This is a genomic window from Methylobacterium phyllosphaerae (genome assembly GCF_001936175.1).
Classification (GTDB): domain Bacteria; phylum Pseudomonadota; class Alphaproteobacteria; order Rhizobiales; family Beijerinckiaceae; genus Methylobacterium; species Methylobacterium fujisawaense.
In genome coordinates, this window is sequence record NZ_CP015367.1 from 2813881 (window position 1) to 2829634 (window position 15754).

Below are 15754 nucleotides of genomic sequence, written 5' to 3' on the forward strand. Positions count from 1 at the left end.
GGCTGCCCCCGTGACAGGCCTGACCGGCGACAGCACCCGCATCACCGCGGACACGACCCACGCGACCGCCGACGGGCGGCTCGTGCCCATGACCTGTGCGGGGCTGGGGATCGCCCCGCCGTCCGTGGCCGACCGCGAGGCGCAGCCCACGGCCGACGACCTGCTGCCCCAGATCCTGCAGCTCACCCCGCGCGGGGCCGCCTGGGGCACGGACGAGGTCGGCGACGGACGCGGGGCCTCGCCGGTGCAGCGGCGGGTCTGGCGGGCGCTCGCCGCGTTCGTGGCCGACCACCTCGGCCGGGATTGGCTCGCCGCGACCCAGGCGCTGCCCTCGGCCGTGACCTACACCCTGCCGGATTGGGAGGCCGATCTCGGCCTGCCGGACGCCTGCCTGCCGGCGGGCACCGATGCGCAGCGGATCGCTGCGGTTCGGTCGCGCCACGGCGGGCTCGGCCCGGTCACCCCCAACGATTTCCGGTGCTACGCCGCCGGCCTCGGCTACGTGGTTCGGATCGAGGAGCCGCGCCAGTTCCGCTGCTCGGAGAGCGCGTGCGTCGGGCCGGGGCTCGTGGAGACGGCGTTCCTCTGCGGCGACGCGGACAGCGTCTGCGGCGCCACCCCAGTGACGGGCTACGCGCTGCCGGCGCCCACCGACATCGGCGACCAGTGTGCCGGCGGCGCCATCCCGGAGACGGCTTTCCGCTGTGGCGACGGTGACAGCGTGTGCGGGGAGACGCCGGTGACCGGGTTCGGTGAGCGCGATCCCGCCGGCACCGTGTCGAAGTTCATGGTCGTCCACCTCGCTTCCGGCGGGGACACCGCCTTCGCCTGTGGCGACCTCGACAGCCAGTGCGGCTTCACGCCCGTGACCGGGTTCAAGAACGCGGCTGCGCTTGAATGCGCGATCCGCGCTGTGACGCCGGAGTACCTGATCCCGGTGTTCGACTACCGCGGCTAGGTCGCCGAGCCCGCCGCCCGCCTCTTCCTTCGCCCCCTCGTTCGTCACCCACCCGCGGCGCCGCCGCCGGGTGCGGTGTCATGCGCCCAGGAGATAGCCCGCATGGTCGCCTACACCCCGCCTACCGGCGCCACGGACCCGAACGCCCATTACGTCGACAAGAACCTCGCGGCCGGCATCCAGGGCTCCTCGATCCCCGCCGCCGTGCCGGAGAACCTGCAGCGCGAGCAGGTCGCCGTGGTGGTCGAGGCCGGCCTCGTCCCGACCAACGTCGACCTCGCGCAAGTCATGCGCGCGGTGCGCTCCGGCGGCCTGATGACCTATGCCGACCAGGGCGTGCAGAGCAACGCGATCATCCTGTCCTCGCGCAACATCAAGCACACCGTTTACGTTCCGGGCCAGGCGCTGTGCATCAAGCTCGCCAACGCGATCACCGGCTCGACCACGATCAATCTCGACGGGTTGGGCGTGCTCTCGGCGGTCTACCCCGGCGGCACGCCGCTGCAGCGCTACGATTTCCTGGCCGGCGACCTTCTGGTCGGGCGCGTCAACGCCGCCGGCACGGCCTTCATCGTGCTGTCGCCGATCAGCCAGCCGATCATCGACACCGGTGTGGTCAAGTCGGTTCACGGCACGGGCGCCGACTTCCCCGACCTCAACGCGGCGATCGCCTGGGCCAACCGCCGCCGTATCGCGGCGACCGGCTCGCTCACCTTCCAGCTCGCCGCCGGCGTCAACACCGGCCGGTACAGCTACAGCCAGAGCATCAACTTCTTCCACCCCGACGGCGCGCGCATCTTCATCCAGGGCCAGCCGATCACCGCTGCGCTCCCGGCGGGCTCGGCCCTCCAGGTCAACGGCACCAGTTCGGCCAACCGGCTCGCCGACACGACCCAGAACCTCGCCACCCTGCGCAACGTCTTCGCCACGGAGATCACCTTCACGGGCGGGGCCAGCATCAAGGGTCAGGGTGCAATCGGCGGCATCCAGGACCTGCTCATCACCAGCGACGGCACCGGCCCCGACGGCATCGCGTGGCAGTCCGGCACCCTGCCGCTCACCCGGGTCGCGACTTTCGGCTTCGGCGGCTGCGGCGTGCAGGTCAACAACGCCACCCTGCTCATGTCGGGGACCTGCTACGCGATCGGCAACACCCAGGCCGGGTTCCAGGCCGCGGCCGGCGGCTTCATCCTGACCACGCTCAACGCCGTGGCGGTGAGCCTGAGCAATACGACCCTTGGCTTCGGGGTGTTCGGCGGCGTCATCGCCTCCACGGCGCTCGGCGGCCTCGCGACGCTGCACGCCCGCGGCAACGGTTCCGACGGCGTCCAGGCGAGTGGCGGTCGGGTGACCGCATCGTCCGCCTCGGTGTCCTCCTCGAACGGCGGCCATGGCTGGAACTTCACCGCCAACGCCAACGGCTACTTCGTCGGCGCTGCGGCGGCCAGCAATGCAGGGTCCGGCGTGATCGCGCAGTTCTCGGCCTCGGTGAATGCCCAAAACACCACCGGCGCGGGCAACGGAACCTACGCCTACCTCGCCACCGACGGCGGCTACATCAGCCGCTCCGGCGGCACGGTGGCGGGTGCCAGCGGCACCAGCCCGGCGGTCGGCAACGCCGGCAACAGCAACGGCTACATCTCCTGAGGGTCCCATGCAGCTCTTTTGCAAACCGGCCGGCGACGGCCTGATCGTGCTCGCCGTCCACGCGGACGGCGACACCACCCCGCTCGCCGCCTACCCCGGCGCCACGGTGGTGCTGCCCTACGCGGGCGAGGTGCGCCCGGCCGACATGCTCGGAAAGGCGCCGCCCGCGATCGACCTCTCGGCTTATGCCGCGGCCAAGCGCTTCGCGGTCGAGACCGGCGGCATCGTGGTCGCCGGCGCTCCGGTCGCCACCGATCGCGGCAGCCAAGCTATGATCGCCAACGCCTTGAGCTACGTGCAGGCGTCGGGCGCTGCGTCCGTGTCGTACAAGTCGCCGGCCGGGTTCGTGACGCTGACTGCCGAGCAGATCAAGGCGGTGGGCCTCGCCGTCGGCGCGCACGTCCAGGCCTGCTTCCAGGCCGAGGATTCGGTCGACGCCGGGCTTCACGCCTCCCCGCCGACCATCACCACGTTCGCGCAGGTCGATGCGGCCTTCGCCGGCCTCGGGGCCTGACATCGCGTCTCGTCGTCCGATCCGATCATCGCGCCGCCTCTGGGCGGCTTTTGTTTGTCCGGAGCCTCGCGCCCATGTCCGTCCCGCCGCCCCCGGCCCCGGTCTCGATCAATCTCGGCTTCGCCCCCGATGACGGCAACGGCGCCGGGGTGCGCCTAGTCTTCGAGGCGCTGTTGTCGGCGCTCAATGCCCGCGACGCCTACGCTGCAGCCCTTGCGCAGGCAATCGTGGATGCCGCGACGCTCGCGGCCGGCAAAGCCACGTCCTCCGACCTAGCCGGCAAGCTCGATGCGACGGACGCGGCAACCGGCCTCTCCGGAGCCGTCCGCCGCATCGCTGGCAAGACCGGGGCGGATCTCAGCCTCGACGACATCGGGGCGGTGAAGGCGGCCCGGACCATCGCGCCCGGCGCCGGCATGGCGGGCGGCGGCGATCTCAGTGCGGATCGGACCCTCGGACTTGCGCCGGCCCCGGCCTACACGCTCAAGGCGAACCTGCTGGCCTCGACCGCCAGCCCGGCCGATGTCGGCCTCTCGGCAATGATCGACGCCGTGTTCGGCAACAACCGCGGCGCCCTGCTGCGCCGCGGTGCCTCGGGTTGGGGGCTGTTGCCGCTCGGCGCTTCCGGCACCGTCGTGCAGTCAGACGGCACCGATGTGATGTTCGGCGCGGTCTCCCCGGGCACGGGCGCGCTGCGCTATGACGCGGTGCAGGGTCTTACGGCCGCGCAGAGGAAGACTGGCCGAGCTAACCTCGGGATCTCATGGGGGACCGGCTACCTCGCGAACGCCGTGACGCTCACGGCGAGCAACGCGGGTTGTGAATACCTCGTCTCCGCCAGCGCCGTCATTACACTGCCTGATATCTCTACCTTGGCAGACGGCGATTTCTACCTGTTGGTTGGCTGGGACGGGGGCGGCGCCTCAGCAACGATCCAAGTGCCCTCCGGATCCACTACAAAAATCGACCTCAACGGCGTGCAAGTCAGTTCGATGCTGCTGCGGTCGGGCGGTCAGACGGCGCGGCTTTCGGTTTGGCAGGGCGCGTGGCTCGTCTCGGCTTATGCGGCACCGTTTGGGACGACGGTCAGCGCCGTGGAGGCGCAGTCATTCACGGCCGCGCAGCGCATGCAGGCCAAATCTAACCTTGGAGCGCTCGGCGCGGGTCAGGTATCCTCGGCCGCAAATGCGACAGTGAATGTTACTGCGGCACAGATGGGCAGCGAATTCTATAGCTACGGCGGATCGCAGATATTTAACCTTCCGGCTCTTTCGGCCATTAAGGCGGGTGATATCGTCGCTTTCACAAACTTGGCGCCGGCCGGGTATCCGCCGAGCACAGTCAATGTCAATGGCAGTGACACATTGGTGTTGATGGGCACCATGTCGAGCGTAAAGGTGTATCCGGGGCAAACGCTCATACTTCACGCATGGGCGAGCGAATGGAACGTGCTTCAGTATTCGATGCCGTTCTTTTCCGGTGTCAATGTCGACCTCGCCCAATCGCTCTCGGCCGGACAGCAGGCGCAGGCGCGGACGAACATCGGAGCCGGCACGGCCTCGATCGTCGCGTCGAGCGGAAACGCGGCCGCCGGCTATCGCAAGTGGTCGGACGGCTTTATCGAGCAATGGTTCCTCTCCTCGGTGAACGGGGATGCTACCCTCACGTTTCCGATCGCTTTCGCGAGCGCTTGCCGATACGTCGGCGGGACGCCCGTCACGCCGTACAATGGCAATGCTCTGACTGTGCAGACGGGAAGCATAACGACAAATAATTTCAGCACCGGTGCTCGACAGATAAGCTCCGGGGCCGTAGCGACAATCAATATTCCCGTCTATTTCTACGCGTGCGGATACTGAACATGAGCGTGCGATGCTACGCGCTGATCGGCACTGATGGGGTGCCGCGCGGTTTCTGGCCGGATGACGCCTATCCCGACGTCGTGGTGTACGGGCCGGACCCGAATTTCATCTCGGGGCCGGTCGAGGATCCCGACGCGATTACGGGCCCGGCCGAGGTACCGGAAATCGAGCTGTCCCGGACCCGCAATCCGGCGGTCCCGGCCGACGCGGTCGAGATCGCGGTCGCGGACTGGCTCGCCTTCCTCGAAGATCAGGCCGGGCACCGGTTCGTTGACGGCAAGCTCACCGCCTACACGCCGCCCCCGCCGATCGTCGATCTCGCCGCCTACGCCAAGCGCCGCCGCGACGAGGCCGAGGCCGCCGGGATCACGATCGCCGGCCTCGCCGTCGCCAGCGATCCCGACAGTCAAACCCGCGTGTCCAACGCTTACGCGGGGATGCAGGTCACGGGCGCCGCCTCGATCCGGTTCAAGGCGTCGGCCGGGTTCGTCGTGCTGACCCTCGATCAGGTCAAGGCGGTCGGCTCGGCGCTGTTCGCGCACACGCAGGCCTGTTTCGACGCCGAGGGCGAAGCCCTCGCCGGCCTGTCGGCGGGCCCGCCCACGATTACGACGACGGCCGAGGTCGACGCCGTCTTCGCCGCGGTCCCGACCGCCTACTAGGCCGCGCCGACCAGCGCTCCTCACTCGGCGATCTCGACGCCCCTGCAGCGCCTCGCGCTGCGGGGTCTTGCCGATTGTGCGCGGTCCTGGGTCACCCCCTGAAAGTCTGGAGATCCCCGATGCAGCGCCTTATCGCGTGGCTCGTCGCGAACCCGTGCGCGTCGCACGCCGTCATTGCCGCCCTGGAGACCGTCGCCCTCACCCTCGCCGGCCAGCTCGTCGGCCTGGCACACCCGGCCTGTATCGCCGCCCTCGTCGTGTCGACGTTCTACTACGGCCGCGAGGCTGGCCAGCGTGAGCACGACCTCAAACACGCCACCTCGCCCACTACGCCTCTGATCGCCTTCCTGGGCGCGGAGTACGGGTTCCGCTGGGGCGTCGACAACCTTAAGCAATGGCTGGCTGCGGCCATCTCCGCGACGCTGGTGGGCGCGGCCCTGGTGTTGCTGCTCTCCGCCCCGGCCAAGGCGTTTGATGGCCGGGTATCGTGGTACGGCTCCGAGCATGGGCAGGCCCGACGCAACGTCGCCTGCCCGGGGGTCGGCCGGTTCGATCCCGCCGGCATGACGGCTGCGCACTGGACCCTGCCGTGCGGTAGCCGCGTGCGCGTGACCGACCTCGCCACCGGCCGGAGCGTCGAGGTCAGGATCACCGACCGCGGCCCTCATCCGCGCCTGCGCCGTGCCCTCGACCTCGCGCGCGGCGCCGCCGATGCCCTCGGCATCCGCCGACGCGGCGTCATCCGCGCCCGCCTCACCGTGCTCGGTCCTGGTGTCGGGCGCCTGCGCCTCGCCGTCCGCTGACCTGCCCTCACCCTCGGAGTTCACCCATGGTCGCCCTCCCCGGCGCCGGCCTGCTCGACCGCGTGTGCGCGGCCCTGCGGGCGCGGTTTCCGCTGCACGACAACTGGCGCCAGCTCGTGCGCTACGCGTGGTCGGTGCGCTTCGCGCTCGCGGCCGCGCTGTTCGACGGCCTCGCGATGTTCGCCGGGTTCTTCACCGACGCGCCCGAGCGGGTGCGCCCGTGGATCGCCGCCCTCGGCTTCTCCGCGACCCTGCTCGCCGCCGTCGCCCGGCTGATGCCGCAGGCCACCCTGCCCCCCACCGCCCCGCCGACCGAGGACGCGTGATGCCGTTCCGTCTGTTCGCCAAGGCCGCGCCCGCGGTCGCTGCCGCCCTGCCCAAGGGGGCTAAGAGCCGCCTCGTCGCGGGCTCCGCGCTCGCCGCCCTCGCCTGCGGCACCGTCACGGGCTTCGAGGGCCTGCGCACCACGGCCTACCGCGATGTGGTCGGGATCCCGACCGCGTGCGTCGGGGAGACGAAGGGCATCCGCATGGGGATGACCTTCACCAAGCCGCAGTGCGAGGCGATGCTGCTCCAGCGGCTTTCCGAGGACTTCGCCCCGGCGGTCGAGCGCTGCGCCCGCCAGCCGATGGGCGACGATCTCTACGCCGCCCATCTGTCGCTGGCCTACAACATCGGCGTCGGCGCCTACTGCAAGTCGAGCGTCGTGCGTCTGTGGAACGCAGGCGAGCGCCGGGCGAGCTGCAACGCCTTCATGATGTGGGACAAGGCTGGCGGACGTGTGGTCGCGGGCCTCGTCAAGCGGCGCGAGGCCGAGCGGGCCATGTGCCTGAAGGGGGTGTGACGTGGTCCACCTCCTCGCCACCTTCGCCAACGGCTGGGCCGCGTTCTCCCTGCTCGCCACGATCAGCGGGCTCGGCGGCATCGCGCTGATCGCCGCCGCGCTCGTGTTCGGCGCCTACCTGCCCGCCGGGATCCGCCACGCCCTGGTCGGCGCTGGCCTCGGCGTCTTGGTCGGTGCCGCGCTGTTCCAAGCCGGACAGGCCCGGGGTGCGCATAACCAGCTCGCCCTCGACGCGGACCGCGCGATCGAGGCCGAACGCGTCCGCCGCGTGGCGGCCGAGGCCGTCTCCTCGGCCATCGCCGAGCAGGCGACCCGCGATCTCGCGGCCGAGCAGGCCGACACCGCCAAGCTGAAGGGCCTCCTCGATGACCTGCGCTCGCATCCGGATGCTTCTGGCGCTTGCCTGCCTCGCGACCTCGCTCGCCGCCTGCGCGCACTCTGACGGGCTGCCCGCTGTCGACCCGCTGGCCCCGGGCCTGCGCGTGACGCTGCCGGCCGCGCCCGAGGGGGTCGCGCCCTGCCTGCAGCGCGCCTTCCCGGAGATCCCGGACCGGGCGCTCACTCGGGCCGACATCGTCCGCATCGTCGGGCAGGCCAAGGTGCTCGACCGCGCCAAGACTGCCTGCGGCCTGCGCGCCCTCGACTGGATCGCGGCGGTGCGCGCCGACTTCGCCAAACCCTGACGGCGGCCGGGCGCGCGTCGCCCGGCTCCGCTTCTCCCGACCATCCCGAACCGGCCCGACGACATTCGCCGCGACCGGACAAACCGGCCGGCCAGGGGGACACCATGACCGAGGCCCTGCCCGCCGCTGCCGGCGATCCTGAGGTGGTGCTCGCCGCCATCGCCAAGGCGGCCGCCCGGCTCGCCGTCCAGGACACCGGCCGCCGCGCCGAGCCGCCCGACGAGGCGGCCGTCGAGGAGATCTGCGAGCGCGTCGTCAACGAGGCGTTCAAGCAGTTCGGCGTCGACCTCACCAGCGTCGCCTCGGTCGAGGATTTCCGGGAGACGCTGGCCCACCTCCGGCGCTCGCGCAAATGGTGGGACAAGGCCGGCGCGGCGGTGGTGACCGCGATCATGTCCTCGATCGGCCTCGGCCTGCTCGCGGCGGTCGGGAAGTACCTGTCGCTCGGGGGCGCCAAATGATGGCGCTCCTGTTCATCCTGCGCGTCGCCGCCGCCCTCACGGTGCTCGGCGTCTCCGGCCTGCTCGGGCTCTGGGTCGGTCCCGACCTCGAGGCGGTGGTTGCCCCCGTGCTGCGCGACCAGCGTGTCGACCACGTCGACCGCTTCGACGGCGGCGCCCGCGCGTGCTGGACGTGGCGGCTCGGCAAGGTCCGCACCGCCGAGGCGGTCGACGCCGGTTGGACCATTCGGGCGGGCGACCGGATCTACCCCTACCAGCGCGTGGTGCGGGTCGCCGACAGCTTCGAGGACGGCAACGCCCTCGTCGCCCGCCCCGTGCGACCGGGCCAGTGGACGCGCAAGTGCATCGACGTGCCGCCTGACCTCTGGGGGCGGCCGTTCCGCATTACCGGCTTCGTCGAGTACCGCACCGCGCTCACCGGCGCGCTGTGGACCGTCCGACAACCCGCGGCGGAGGTCAGCGTGCCATGAGGGAGTTCGCGCTCGACCTGCGCGCGGAGGCGCTCTTGCTCACGGTCGTCGAGACCGTTGGCGGGGATCTCCGCGCCGCCTTCGCTGTCCTGTGCAGCCGCGCCAGCCTCGCCGACATCAACGGCGAGAGCTTCGAGGCTGCCCTCACCCGCGCCGTCGCCGAGCTGTTCAGCCGGCCCGCTCCCACCCACGCCGCCATCCACGCCGCTCCGCTCGAGCCGGTCGAGGATCTGCCGGAGCCTCAGGCATGACCGCACGCCTCGACGTCACCCGCGAGGAGGCCGAACGCCACGTCGGCTTGGTGACCCGCTTCCTCGCCCTCGGGCACCCGGTTGACACCAAGCAGGGTGACCGCACCATGAAGTCGGCCGTGCGCATGGCGGCCGACCTGCTCGGCCTCAACCGCGTGTCGTTCGCCTACCGGATCGGCAAGCCGGACGCGCCCGGCGCCTACTTCCGCGCGTTCCAGATCGCGCCCGATTGGTCGATCCCGGCCGCCCGCGGCGAGTTCTGCACCCGTCCGGCGATGGCGGGATTTGCCATCAAGGCCGTTGCGACCCAGCGCGACGCCGAGGGTAACCTCGAACGCGAGTGGGTGCAGCAGACGCGGGCCCCGGGCCCCGTCGAGGCGGTGCCGGATGGGCACGTGGTCAAGGGCGTCTCCATCCTGCAGGACGGCCAGGGCCGCACCCTGGCGAAGTGGGTCAAGACGCGCGAGGGCGCCGACCCGCTCGACGTGGTCGAGGCGATCAAGGCGGCGTTCGCCGACTATCCCGGCTGCGCCGCGCCCGTGGCCGCGCCTAAGGCCGTGCGCGAGGATCTGCTCACGCTTCTGCCGTGCGCCGACTGGCATATCGGCATGTACGCCTGGGGCGCCGAGGCCGGCGCCAATTGGGATCTCAAGCTCGCCGAGGAAGCGATCGGGCGCGCCGTCGCCGAGGCGATCGAGCGCTCGCCCGCCTCTGCCGAGTGCGTCGTGCTCGGCGGCGGCGATCTGCTGCATGCCGACAATTCCGAGAACCGCACGGCCCGCTCGGGCAACGCCTTACAGGTCGACGGCCGATGGCCCAAGGTTCTGATGGCCGCCTGCAAGCTCATGGTCCGCACGGTCGAGCTGTGCTTGCGTCGTCACCGCCACGTGACGGTGCGGATCCTGCCCGGCAACCACGACGAGAACTCGGCGGTGGCGGTCGCCTATTTCCTATCGGCGTGGTTCCGCGACGAGCGGCGGGTGACCGTCGACCTCGACCCTTCGCTGTTTTGGTGGTTCCGCTGGGGCAACGTCTTGCTCGGGGCCACGCACGGTCATACCGTGAAGGCGGCGGCGATGGCCGGCATTATGGCGCACCGCCGTGCTGCCGATTGGGGCGTGACACGGCACCGCTACGTCCACACCTTCCACCTGCATCACACCGCCAAGATCGCCACCGAGGGCGAGGGCGTGATCACGGAGGTGCATCGCTCGCCCGTCCCGCAGGACGCGTGGCACTTCGGCTCCGGCTTCCTGTCGGGCCGCTCCATCCCGATCATCACCTATCACCAGCGTCGCGGTGAGTACGGCCGCTCAGTCGTGCCGATCGACGACGCCGGCGAGGCCGAGGAGGCCGCCGCATGATCATCGCCCTGTCCGGCCGCGCCGGCTGCGGGAAATCCACCGCGGCCGCCTACCTCGTCGAGCGCCACGGCTTCGCCCGCGTGCGCTTCGCCGGCCCGCTGAAGGCCATGCTGCGTGCCTACTTGGCGGAGATCGGGCTCGGGCCCGAGGCGATCGAGGCGCTGATCGAGGGCGACCGCAAGGAGAAGCCCTCGCCGGTGCTCGCCGGGCGCTCGCCGCGCTACGCGATGCAGCACCTGGGCACTGCCTGGGGGCGCGAGCTGATGGGCCCGGATTTCTGGACCCGGGCCTGGGAAGAGGCGGTGGAGCGCGCCTTCGAGCGCGGCGCGCTCGGCGTCGTCGCCGAGGATTGCCGCTTCGAGAATGAGGCCGCTGCCGTGCGCGCCGTCGGCGGATCCGTGCTGCGCATCGAGCGGCCCGGGCTCCCGGCGATCGCGGGCGGCCACGTCTCCGAGAGCGGGATCAAAGACGCCTACGCCGTGCTCAACGACGGCAGCCCCGACACCCTGTTCGCCCGCCTCGACTTCGTGGTGCGCCGCATCGAGCGCGCCGCGTGAGGAGCATGCCGTTTGAGCGCCTCAGTGGTAGCGCGGGCCGTGCTCGACGAACTCCGTGACGGCATCAAGCACGCGACCGATCAAGGCCATGCCCGCCGCGTCCGGCTGGAGCGACTGACCGTCTTGAACGGTGAGAAAGCCCGCGCTGATCGCACCGTCAGACCGATTTTCTCTGACGGTGACGACGAATTGCTGGTCAGGAAACTCGGCCACGAGGTACGTCTCCAAGCGCCGCAGACGATCCGCGTCCCGGGTGACGTCCAAAGGCGCGAACACGACGATTGCGCCGACCTTGTTCTCGATGTCGGGAATGAGAAGTGGCTCTGAATCAATCGGCATCGCAATCACCTCGACCATTGGAACCAACGGCCACGTTCGCGGCTTCACCCCGCCGCGAGCCGGCGGTCTCAGCCCCCGATCCCTTGGCTCATCCCTTCGCCCGGCCCTTGCGTGATGCGGGGCCGGGCTTTTTGTTTTTCAGCCCCCAGATCTTGCAGCTTGCAGCAGGAACCCCATCTCTCGCGCCGGAGGTGTTAAATGCCTGAAGCTTGGGAACAGATCCTCGACAACTGGACTACTACCGCTAAGGGTCAGTGGGAAACCTGGCACAACGACCAGAGGACCCGTCAAACAGATAGCGAAAGTGCTTTTGCTTCGACGATATCTTTCGTGCGAGCGCTTGATCAACGCTTGAAAGATACCCTCGGGGAAGCTGCTGGAGCCGAGACAGGTCCAGTTACTCTTGAGCCTGGCGCTAACAATGCGAAGCTTAACGTTCGAATTTATAGCGCTATCGGATCGAAGAATTTCACACTGCTCCGCGATGGAGATACCATCTCTTATGCAGGTGATCACTGGAATTTGAGGGATGGGGCGCTGGCTCAGAGAATATTGAGCGACGCACGAGGTGTGCTGCTTCCACCTCAGCCCAGTACGGCGCGCGCTTATCGCACGCTCCGCTAAGCCAAGCGCCGACTGAGCGACATCAAAAATTCGGATCGAGAGTCCGCAGAGCATCAGCCCTGAAGGCTCTCGGCGAAGTCGTCCGGCACCTCGCCCCACTGCCCGAGGATCGTGACGCCCTCCAATTCGCCGGTCTCGTCGTCGGCCACAATCTTGAGCGCCGCTGCACCCGGTACGCGCTTCGCAAGGTTCTCCGCCTTCTTCAGCGCGCCGCTCTCGGTCTGCGCGGCCTCCTGGCGTGCCGGCCGGAGCCGCTTCCGGTGGATTTCGAACGGTTGCACCAGGAAGCTGGTCTTGAGCGCCATGATCGTCTCCTCCTCTCACGCGGCCCGCGCGTCGACATCGACCTCCAGGAAGGGACGGGTCAGCACCCGCCGGCCCTTCGGATCGTAGACCTCCACCTGCCAACGCGCCCACGCGACGTGGTCGGCGGCCTCCATCAGCGCGAGCGCGACTCGATCCGCATGGCGGCGCACCTGAACGGCGGACTGGCAGGTGCGCCCCTGCAGGTCGGTGACCAACTCGCGACCGTCCGTGCAGTGGAAGCGGTAAAGCTTGGCTGGCATTGACCTTTCCCGAAAGCTTCCACAGCGATCCACCGCGATCTGACCCGCCCAAAAACCGGCGGTTGAACCGCGGCCGTCCCTGCGCTTTGTTCTTTATATGTTCTAACAGGGATTCGATCCGCGATGCACGCTCAACCGCACGAAGCGCCTGTGGACATTCGCCTCACCGAGGCCGAGGCGATCGCCCTGCACTACTACCGGGCGGCCCACCGGGACGGCTGGATCGCGCTTGTGCAGGCGATTTCGGATGCGCTCGCCGACCTTGATGCGGCTGACCGGCACGCCATCGAGCAGCGCCGCCTCGTGTCCCACGGCTACGCGCGCGCCCGTTTAAACGGCTGACGCGATGCAGACCCTCGGTGACATCGCCGGCGACCGGCTGGCGATCGACTGCGCCACCTGCCGCCGGCATGGCAGCTACCGCCTCGACGGCCTGATGCAGCGCTTCGGGCCGGAGATCTCGACGCTCGACCTACTCCGGGCGCTCACCGCCTCGTGCCGCCACCAGCGCGGGCCCGGCGCCAAGGTCGCGCGCAAGTACGAGAGCCAGTGCCTCGCGACGCTACGCCTGCCGAAGGCCGTCAGCCTGGAGCCACCGGTCCCGCCCGGCACGCCGTTCGCGATCGAGGTCTGGGATGAGCGCGGCCGCGTCGAGATGCGACTGGCTGTGATCTACCCCCTCGACGGCGCGATCGCCGCGTTCGAGGCGGTGCAGGCGGCCTATCCGAAGAACGAGGTGACGCTGCGCCAGGCCTGCCGGGTGGTGCGCTCCCGCGATCGGCCGGGCGCGCTGAACCACGCCGACGCCGATCCTGGCGGCAGGTAGCGCTGACATTCAGCCCCCAGCTTGCGACCATGAACGCCCGCTGAAGACATCACCCTAGTCGCGATGGCGGGCGCACCTATATCTATCTGAGATTGCATACCGGCAGACTTGCCACGCATGAGGCGCGATCCGTGGCGTTCGTTTGCACCGTCAGCGAGAACGATCTGAACGTTGAGATCTTCAAGCGCGGCGATGCTAGCCTGTCCGTCCTGCCGATCGGCTACAACGACGATCTCGGCACGGTCTACTCAATGGCGGTCGGGTTTGAACCGTTGCCGGGCGGCGACACCGAATTTTTCTTCCACGTCGTCGAAGCCCATCCCGAGATGGACGAGGAGCACATATATTGGAGCGGGCGGGAAACCCGGTTCATCTCCGATCCCGAGGATCGGAAGGCGATCTTGGCAGCGATGCTCTATCTCACGCAGGGGCTGCTTCGAAGCTCGCAGCCTGAAACCGTCCGCTGGTTCACGCACGACGAGGATCCACCGGACAAGGCGCTTGTTAAGCACTTCCTTATTGCGAACGTGTTTGACGTGAACGGTTACAGCGTCATTACGCCCGATCCCTACCACGGTCGCCGAGTCTGGTTAGCGGAACGACGTGCGGGATAAGGGCGTTCGGATTAAGGGTGCGCATAACAACCGCGTTGACAGGATGCGTGTTACGGCTAAGGGTCATATCTCAGGAGCGATGCGATGAAGCGCGACGAACAGATCGAGCTGATGCAGTCTGCCGAAGCGCGGACCACGGGCTATCTGCGCGCGTGGATGAAGGACGCATCCGTGAAGGCGGCTTTGCGCCGTACGCCGCGTCCCGCTGTATCGAATGATGATCACAGCGAGAATCGTTCACGGCGGTTTGGCTAAAGCCATTTTGCGCATCTTCATCGCATAGGCTAAAGCCCTGCTTCGGCAGGGCTTTTTTATTCCGCAGAACAACCGGCGCTGCCCCCCGCCGGACGCACAAATTTGACCGTTCGCCAAGCATGGAGCACCCTCGTCCGGCGAATCGCCGGACGAGGGTGCTCCATGCGGGCAAATCGGCGGCTATCTTGCAAGCGCGCGTTTAATCACCCCTCGCTTTCGCTGAGGTACTCCGCCCAGATCGGCGTCTTGAGCGTGCCAACGAACGCGGCATGACGCTCGCGCTCCGCATCCGTGAGCCGGGACTTGAACACCCGCGGCGCCGACGGCCGGTCGGCCTGCGCAGACACCTTGGTCGGCGTGGCAGTAACTGGCCCCAGATCGAATCCGACCTGCTTGCCGCCAAGCAGCTCGACGTAGACCTCGGCGAGGATCTGCGCGTCCAGAAGAGCCCCGTGCTTGGTCCGCCGGCTCCGGTCGATGCCATAGCGGGTGCAGAGTGCGTCGAGGTTGTTGGCCGCGCCCGCGTGCTTGCGCCGGGCGATCAGCAGCGTGTCGACGACGTCATCGAGCCGGATCTCGGCCGGCCGAGGTTCGGGCAACCGCGCGAACTCGGCGTTGAGGAAGCCGACGTCGAAGGGCGCGTTGTGGATCACCAGCGTCGCATCCCCGATGAAGGCCATCAGCTCGGGCGCGATGGCGGCGAACAGCGGCTTGTCGGCGAGGAACGCGTCGGACAGGCCGTGGACCGCAAAGGCGTCCGGATGCACGGCCTTCTGCGGGTTGCAGTAGCGGTGGAAGGTCCGGCCGGTGGGCGTATGGTTCACCAGCTCGACGCAGCCGACCTCGATGATGCGGTCGACCTTCGAATCGGTGCTGGTGGTCTCGGTGTCGAGGACGATCTCGCGCGTCATGCCGCCTTGCTCTTTCGCTCCGCCTGCCACGCTTCAAAGGCGGTCCGCATGCGGTCGTCAATGATCTTGATCGGGCCTTCGTGGAGGTGGCCAGCTTCCTCCCCGCGGCGGATCCGCTCAAGCAGATCGACCTGGTGCGGCAGGAGGAATTTGCCGCCGTACCGCTTGGTCACAGTGCGGTGACGCTCCAAGATTTCAGACGCGACCTGTTTCCATGGGCGTAAGAAGCCGTCCCGCGTGTGGAGGCCCGCTTTGGGCGGCTTCTCCTTGCGTCGAGTGCTGTAGTAGTAGGCCGTTCCGCTCATCGGTCTGGGTGAGATCAGCGCATCGGCGAGATCGTGAAAGTCGAGACCGTCTGACCTCAGCACGCGCCCGATTGCGAGCACAGTGGCGACGATCTCGCCTTCTTGATCCGTTGCAAGTCGCGGTATCAGCTTTGACAGCCTGTCGGAAATTTCAGCTTTCATAGATCGCCCCGCATTGCTTAATACGATAACGATCTCCCAAGACTTAGTTCCAAGATTTGCAACCAGATATCCACAA

Annotated in this window: 24 protein-coding genes; 19 read left to right on the forward strand and 5 right to left on the reverse strand. The window is 68.6% G+C overall.

The annotated features are described in order from the left end of the window. The first annotated feature begins 10 nt into the window (after positions 1-10). The 15 genes from MCBMB27_RS12725 to MCBMB27_RS29590 all read left to right on the forward strand — a co-directional run bounded on the left by MCBMB27_RS12725 (position 11) and on the right by MCBMB27_RS29590 (position 11076). On the forward strand, positions 11-958 hold the full coding sequence (locus tag MCBMB27_RS12725; protein ID WP_075380578.1) for a DUF2313 domain-containing protein: 948 nt from the start codon (positions 11-13) through the stop codon (positions 956-958). A 102-nt stretch (positions 959-1060) separates the two neighbouring features. After that, positions 1061-2605, forward strand: a complete 1545-nt coding sequence (locus MCBMB27_RS29125; RefSeq protein ID WP_075380579.1) for a hypothetical protein — start codon at positions 1061-1063, stop codon at positions 2603-2605. Between the two features lie 7 nt (positions 2606-2612). Then, positions 2613-3119, forward strand: a complete 507-nt coding sequence (locus tag MCBMB27_RS29130) for a DUF4376 domain-containing protein (RefSeq protein ID WP_075380580.1) — start codon at positions 2613-2615, stop codon at positions 3117-3119. Between the two features lie 74 nt (positions 3120-3193). After that, entirely contained in the window at positions 3194-4978 is a 1785-nt protein-coding gene (locus MCBMB27_RS12740; protein WP_075380581.1) for a gp53-like domain-containing protein, read from the forward strand. A gap of 2 nt (positions 4979-4980) precedes the next feature. After that, on the forward strand, positions 4981-5643 hold the full coding sequence (locus MCBMB27_RS12745) for a DUF4376 domain-containing protein (protein ID WP_075380582.1): 663 nt from the start codon (positions 4981-4983) through the stop codon (positions 5641-5643). A 119-nt stretch (positions 5644-5762) separates the two neighbouring features. Continuing rightward, positions 5763-6446, forward strand: coding sequence for a septal ring lytic transglycosylase RlpA family protein (locus MCBMB27_RS28830; RefSeq protein WP_083683501.1), 684 nt, complete (start codon positions 5763-5765; stop codon positions 6444-6446). Between the two features lie 26 nt (positions 6447-6472). After that, the gene (locus MCBMB27_RS12755; RefSeq protein WP_075380583.1) at positions 6473-6772 is read left to right on the forward strand and encodes a DUF7940 domain-containing protein; all 300 of its coding nucleotides are present in this window, start codon (positions 6473-6475) and stop codon (positions 6770-6772) included. Beyond that, positions 6772-7290, forward strand: coding sequence for a lysozyme (locus tag MCBMB27_RS12760; RefSeq protein ID WP_083683504.1), 519 nt, complete (start codon positions 6772-6774; stop codon positions 7288-7290). Before MCBMB27_RS12755 ends, MCBMB27_RS12760 begins: the two co-directional genes overlap by 1 nt. Before the next feature lies 1 nt (position 7291). Beyond that, a complete protein-coding gene (locus MCBMB27_RS12765; protein ID WP_075380584.1) occupies positions 7292-7732 on the forward strand; it encodes a hypothetical protein in 441 nt (146 codons plus the stop codon). Positions 7733-7772: 40 nt separating this feature from the next. Then, positions 7773-7973: a hypothetical protein gene (locus MCBMB27_RS12770; protein WP_159020334.1), complete on the forward strand. Its 201-nt coding sequence runs from the start codon at positions 7773-7775 to the stop codon at positions 7971-7973. A gap of 104 nt (positions 7974-8077) precedes the next feature. Continuing rightward, positions 8078-8434, forward strand: coding sequence for a hypothetical protein (locus MCBMB27_RS12775; RefSeq protein WP_075380586.1), 357 nt, complete (start codon positions 8078-8080; stop codon positions 8432-8434). After that, positions 8431-8904 (forward strand): hypothetical protein, encoded by a 474-nt coding sequence (locus MCBMB27_RS12780; protein ID WP_139231590.1) that lies wholly within the window; start codon positions 8431-8433, stop codon positions 8902-8904. Before MCBMB27_RS12775 ends, MCBMB27_RS12780 begins: the two co-directional genes overlap by 4 nt. Next, positions 8901-9155, forward strand: a complete 255-nt coding sequence (locus tag MCBMB27_RS12785; RefSeq protein WP_075380588.1) for a hypothetical protein — start codon at positions 8901-8903, stop codon at positions 9153-9155. The genes MCBMB27_RS12780 and MCBMB27_RS12785 overlap by 4 nt, the downstream gene beginning before the upstream one ends. Continuing rightward, positions 9152-10519, forward strand: a complete 1368-nt coding sequence (locus MCBMB27_RS12790) for a metallophosphoesterase family protein (protein ID WP_091955129.1) — start codon at positions 9152-9154, stop codon at positions 10517-10519. The genes MCBMB27_RS12785 and MCBMB27_RS12790 overlap by 4 nt, the downstream gene beginning before the upstream one ends. Beyond that, positions 10516-11076 (forward strand): deoxynucleotide monophosphate kinase family protein, encoded by a 561-nt coding sequence (locus tag MCBMB27_RS29590; RefSeq protein ID WP_075380589.1) that lies wholly within the window; start codon positions 10516-10518, stop codon positions 11074-11076. The genes MCBMB27_RS12790 and MCBMB27_RS29590 overlap by 4 nt, the downstream gene beginning before the upstream one ends. 21 nt (positions 11077-11097) lie before the next feature. Here MCBMB27_RS29590 and MCBMB27_RS12800 read toward each other — a convergent pair whose 3' ends face one another. The 3 genes from MCBMB27_RS12800 to MCBMB27_RS12810 all read right to left on the reverse strand — a co-directional run bounded on the left by MCBMB27_RS12800 (position 11098) and on the right by MCBMB27_RS12810 (position 12605). Further along, positions 11098-11433 carry a hypothetical protein gene (locus tag MCBMB27_RS12800; RefSeq protein WP_075380590.1) on the reverse strand — a complete coding sequence of 112 codons (336 nt, stop codon included), beginning with the start codon at positions 11431-11433 and terminating at the stop codon, positions 11098-11100. Between the two features lie 659 nt (positions 11434-12092). Continuing rightward, positions 12093-12344, reverse strand: a complete 252-nt coding sequence (locus MCBMB27_RS12805; RefSeq protein WP_075380591.1) for a hypothetical protein — start codon at positions 12342-12344, stop codon at positions 12093-12095. A gap of 15 nt (positions 12345-12359) precedes the next feature. Next, the gene (locus tag MCBMB27_RS12810; protein WP_075380592.1) at positions 12360-12605 is read right to left on the reverse strand and encodes a DUF6894 family protein; all 246 of its coding nucleotides are present in this window, start codon (positions 12603-12605) and stop codon (positions 12360-12362) included. 150 nt (positions 12606-12755) lie between these two features. Here MCBMB27_RS12810 and MCBMB27_RS12815 point away from each other — a divergent pair, with 150 nt between their 5' ends. The 4 genes from MCBMB27_RS12815 (at position 12756) to MCBMB27_RS30225 (ending at position 14300) form a co-directional block, all read left to right on the forward strand. After that, positions 12756-12947 carry a hypothetical protein gene (locus MCBMB27_RS12815; protein WP_236952961.1) on the forward strand — a complete coding sequence of 64 codons (192 nt, stop codon included), beginning with the start codon at positions 12756-12758 and terminating at the stop codon, positions 12945-12947. 4 nt (positions 12948-12951) lie between these two features. Then, positions 12952-13431 carry a hypothetical protein gene (locus tag MCBMB27_RS12820; RefSeq protein ID WP_075380594.1) on the forward strand — a complete coding sequence of 160 codons (480 nt, stop codon included), beginning with the start codon at positions 12952-12954 and terminating at the stop codon, positions 13429-13431. 131 nt (positions 13432-13562) lie between these two features. Then, a complete protein-coding gene (locus MCBMB27_RS12825; protein ID WP_075380595.1) occupies positions 13563-14045 on the forward strand; it encodes a hypothetical protein in 483 nt (160 codons plus the stop codon). Positions 14046-14129: 84 nt separating this feature from the next. Beyond that, positions 14130-14300: a hypothetical protein gene (locus MCBMB27_RS30225; RefSeq protein ID WP_167380417.1), complete on the forward strand. Its 171-nt coding sequence runs from the start codon at positions 14130-14132 to the stop codon at positions 14298-14300. Positions 14301-14503: 203 nt separating this feature from the next. Here the strand turns inward: MCBMB27_RS30225 and dnaQ are convergent, their stop codons facing one another. Both dnaQ and MCBMB27_RS12835 read right to left on the reverse strand, forming a co-directional pair. Then, positions 14504-15211, reverse strand: coding sequence for a DNA polymerase III subunit epsilon (gene dnaQ / locus MCBMB27_RS12830; protein WP_075380596.1), 708 nt, complete (start codon positions 15209-15211; stop codon positions 14504-14506). Further along, on the reverse strand, positions 15208-15678 hold the full coding sequence (locus tag MCBMB27_RS12835) for a hypothetical protein (protein ID WP_139231589.1): 471 nt from the start codon (positions 15676-15678) through the stop codon (positions 15208-15210). Before MCBMB27_RS12835 ends, dnaQ begins: the two co-directional genes overlap by 4 nt. Positions 15679-15754 lie beyond the last annotated feature (76 nt).

Excerpts from the sequence above, each read along its gene's own strand:
- MCBMB27_RS29125 (WP_075380579.1), top strand. The coding sequence starts at position 1,061 with ATGGTCGCCTACACCCCGCCTACCGGCGCCACGGACCCGAACGCCCAT.
- MCBMB27_RS29130 (WP_075380580.1), top strand. The coding sequence starts at position 2,613 with ATGCAGCTCTTTTGCAAACCGGCCGGCGACGGCCTGATCGTGCTCGCC.
- MCBMB27_RS12740 (WP_075380581.1), top strand. The coding sequence starts at position 3,194 with ATGTCCGTCCCGCCGCCCCCGGCCCCGGTCTCGATCAATCTCGGCTTC.
- MCBMB27_RS12745 (WP_075380582.1), top strand. The coding sequence starts at position 4,981 with ATGAGCGTGCGATGCTACGCGCTGATCGGCACTGATGGGGTGCCGCGC.
- MCBMB27_RS28830 (WP_083683501.1), top strand. The coding sequence starts at position 5,763 with ATGCAGCGCCTTATCGCGTGGCTCGTCGCGAACCCGTGCGCGTCGCAC.
- MCBMB27_RS12755 (WP_075380583.1), top strand. The coding sequence starts at position 6,473 with ATGGTCGCCCTCCCCGGCGCCGGCCTGCTCGACCGCGTGTGCGCGGCC.
- MCBMB27_RS12760 (WP_083683504.1), top strand. The coding sequence starts at position 6,772 with ATGCCGTTCCGTCTGTTCGCCAAGGCCGCGCCCGCGGTCGCTGCCGCC.
- MCBMB27_RS12775 (WP_075380586.1), top strand. The coding sequence starts at position 8,078 with ATGACCGAGGCCCTGCCCGCCGCTGCCGGCGATCCTGAGGTGGTGCTC.
- MCBMB27_RS12780 (WP_139231590.1), top strand. The coding sequence starts at position 8,431 with ATGATGGCGCTCCTGTTCATCCTGCGCGTCGCCGCCGCCCTCACGGTG.
- MCBMB27_RS12785 (WP_075380588.1), top strand. The coding sequence starts at position 8,901 with ATGAGGGAGTTCGCGCTCGACCTGCGCGCGGAGGCGCTCTTGCTCACG.
- MCBMB27_RS12790 (WP_091955129.1), top strand. The coding sequence starts at position 9,152 with ATGACCGCACGCCTCGACGTCACCCGCGAGGAGGCCGAACGCCACGTC.
- MCBMB27_RS29590 (WP_075380589.1), top strand. The coding sequence starts at position 10,516 with ATGATCATCGCCCTGTCCGGCCGCGCCGGCTGCGGGAAATCCACCGCG.
- MCBMB27_RS12800 (WP_075380590.1), bottom strand. The coding sequence starts at position 11,433 with ATGGTCGAGGTGATTGCGATGCCGATTGATTCAGAGCCACTTCTCATT.
- MCBMB27_RS12805 (WP_075380591.1), bottom strand. The coding sequence starts at position 12,344 with ATGGCGCTCAAGACCAGCTTCCTGGTGCAACCGTTCGAAATCCACCGG.
- MCBMB27_RS12810 (WP_075380592.1), bottom strand. The coding sequence starts at position 12,605 with ATGCCAGCCAAGCTTTACCGCTTCCACTGCACGGACGGTCGCGAGTTG.
- MCBMB27_RS12820 (WP_075380594.1), top strand. The coding sequence starts at position 12,952 with ATGCAGACCCTCGGTGACATCGCCGGCGACCGGCTGGCGATCGACTGC.
- MCBMB27_RS30225 (WP_167380417.1), top strand. The coding sequence starts at position 14,130 with ATGAAGCGCGACGAACAGATCGAGCTGATGCAGTCTGCCGAAGCGCGG.
- dnaQ (WP_075380596.1), bottom strand. The coding sequence starts at position 15,211 with ATGACGCGCGAGATCGTCCTCGACACCGAGACCACCAGCACCGATTCG.
- MCBMB27_RS12835 (WP_139231589.1), bottom strand. The coding sequence starts at position 15,678 with ATGAAAGCTGAAATTTCCGACAGGCTGTCAAAGCTGATACCGCGACTT.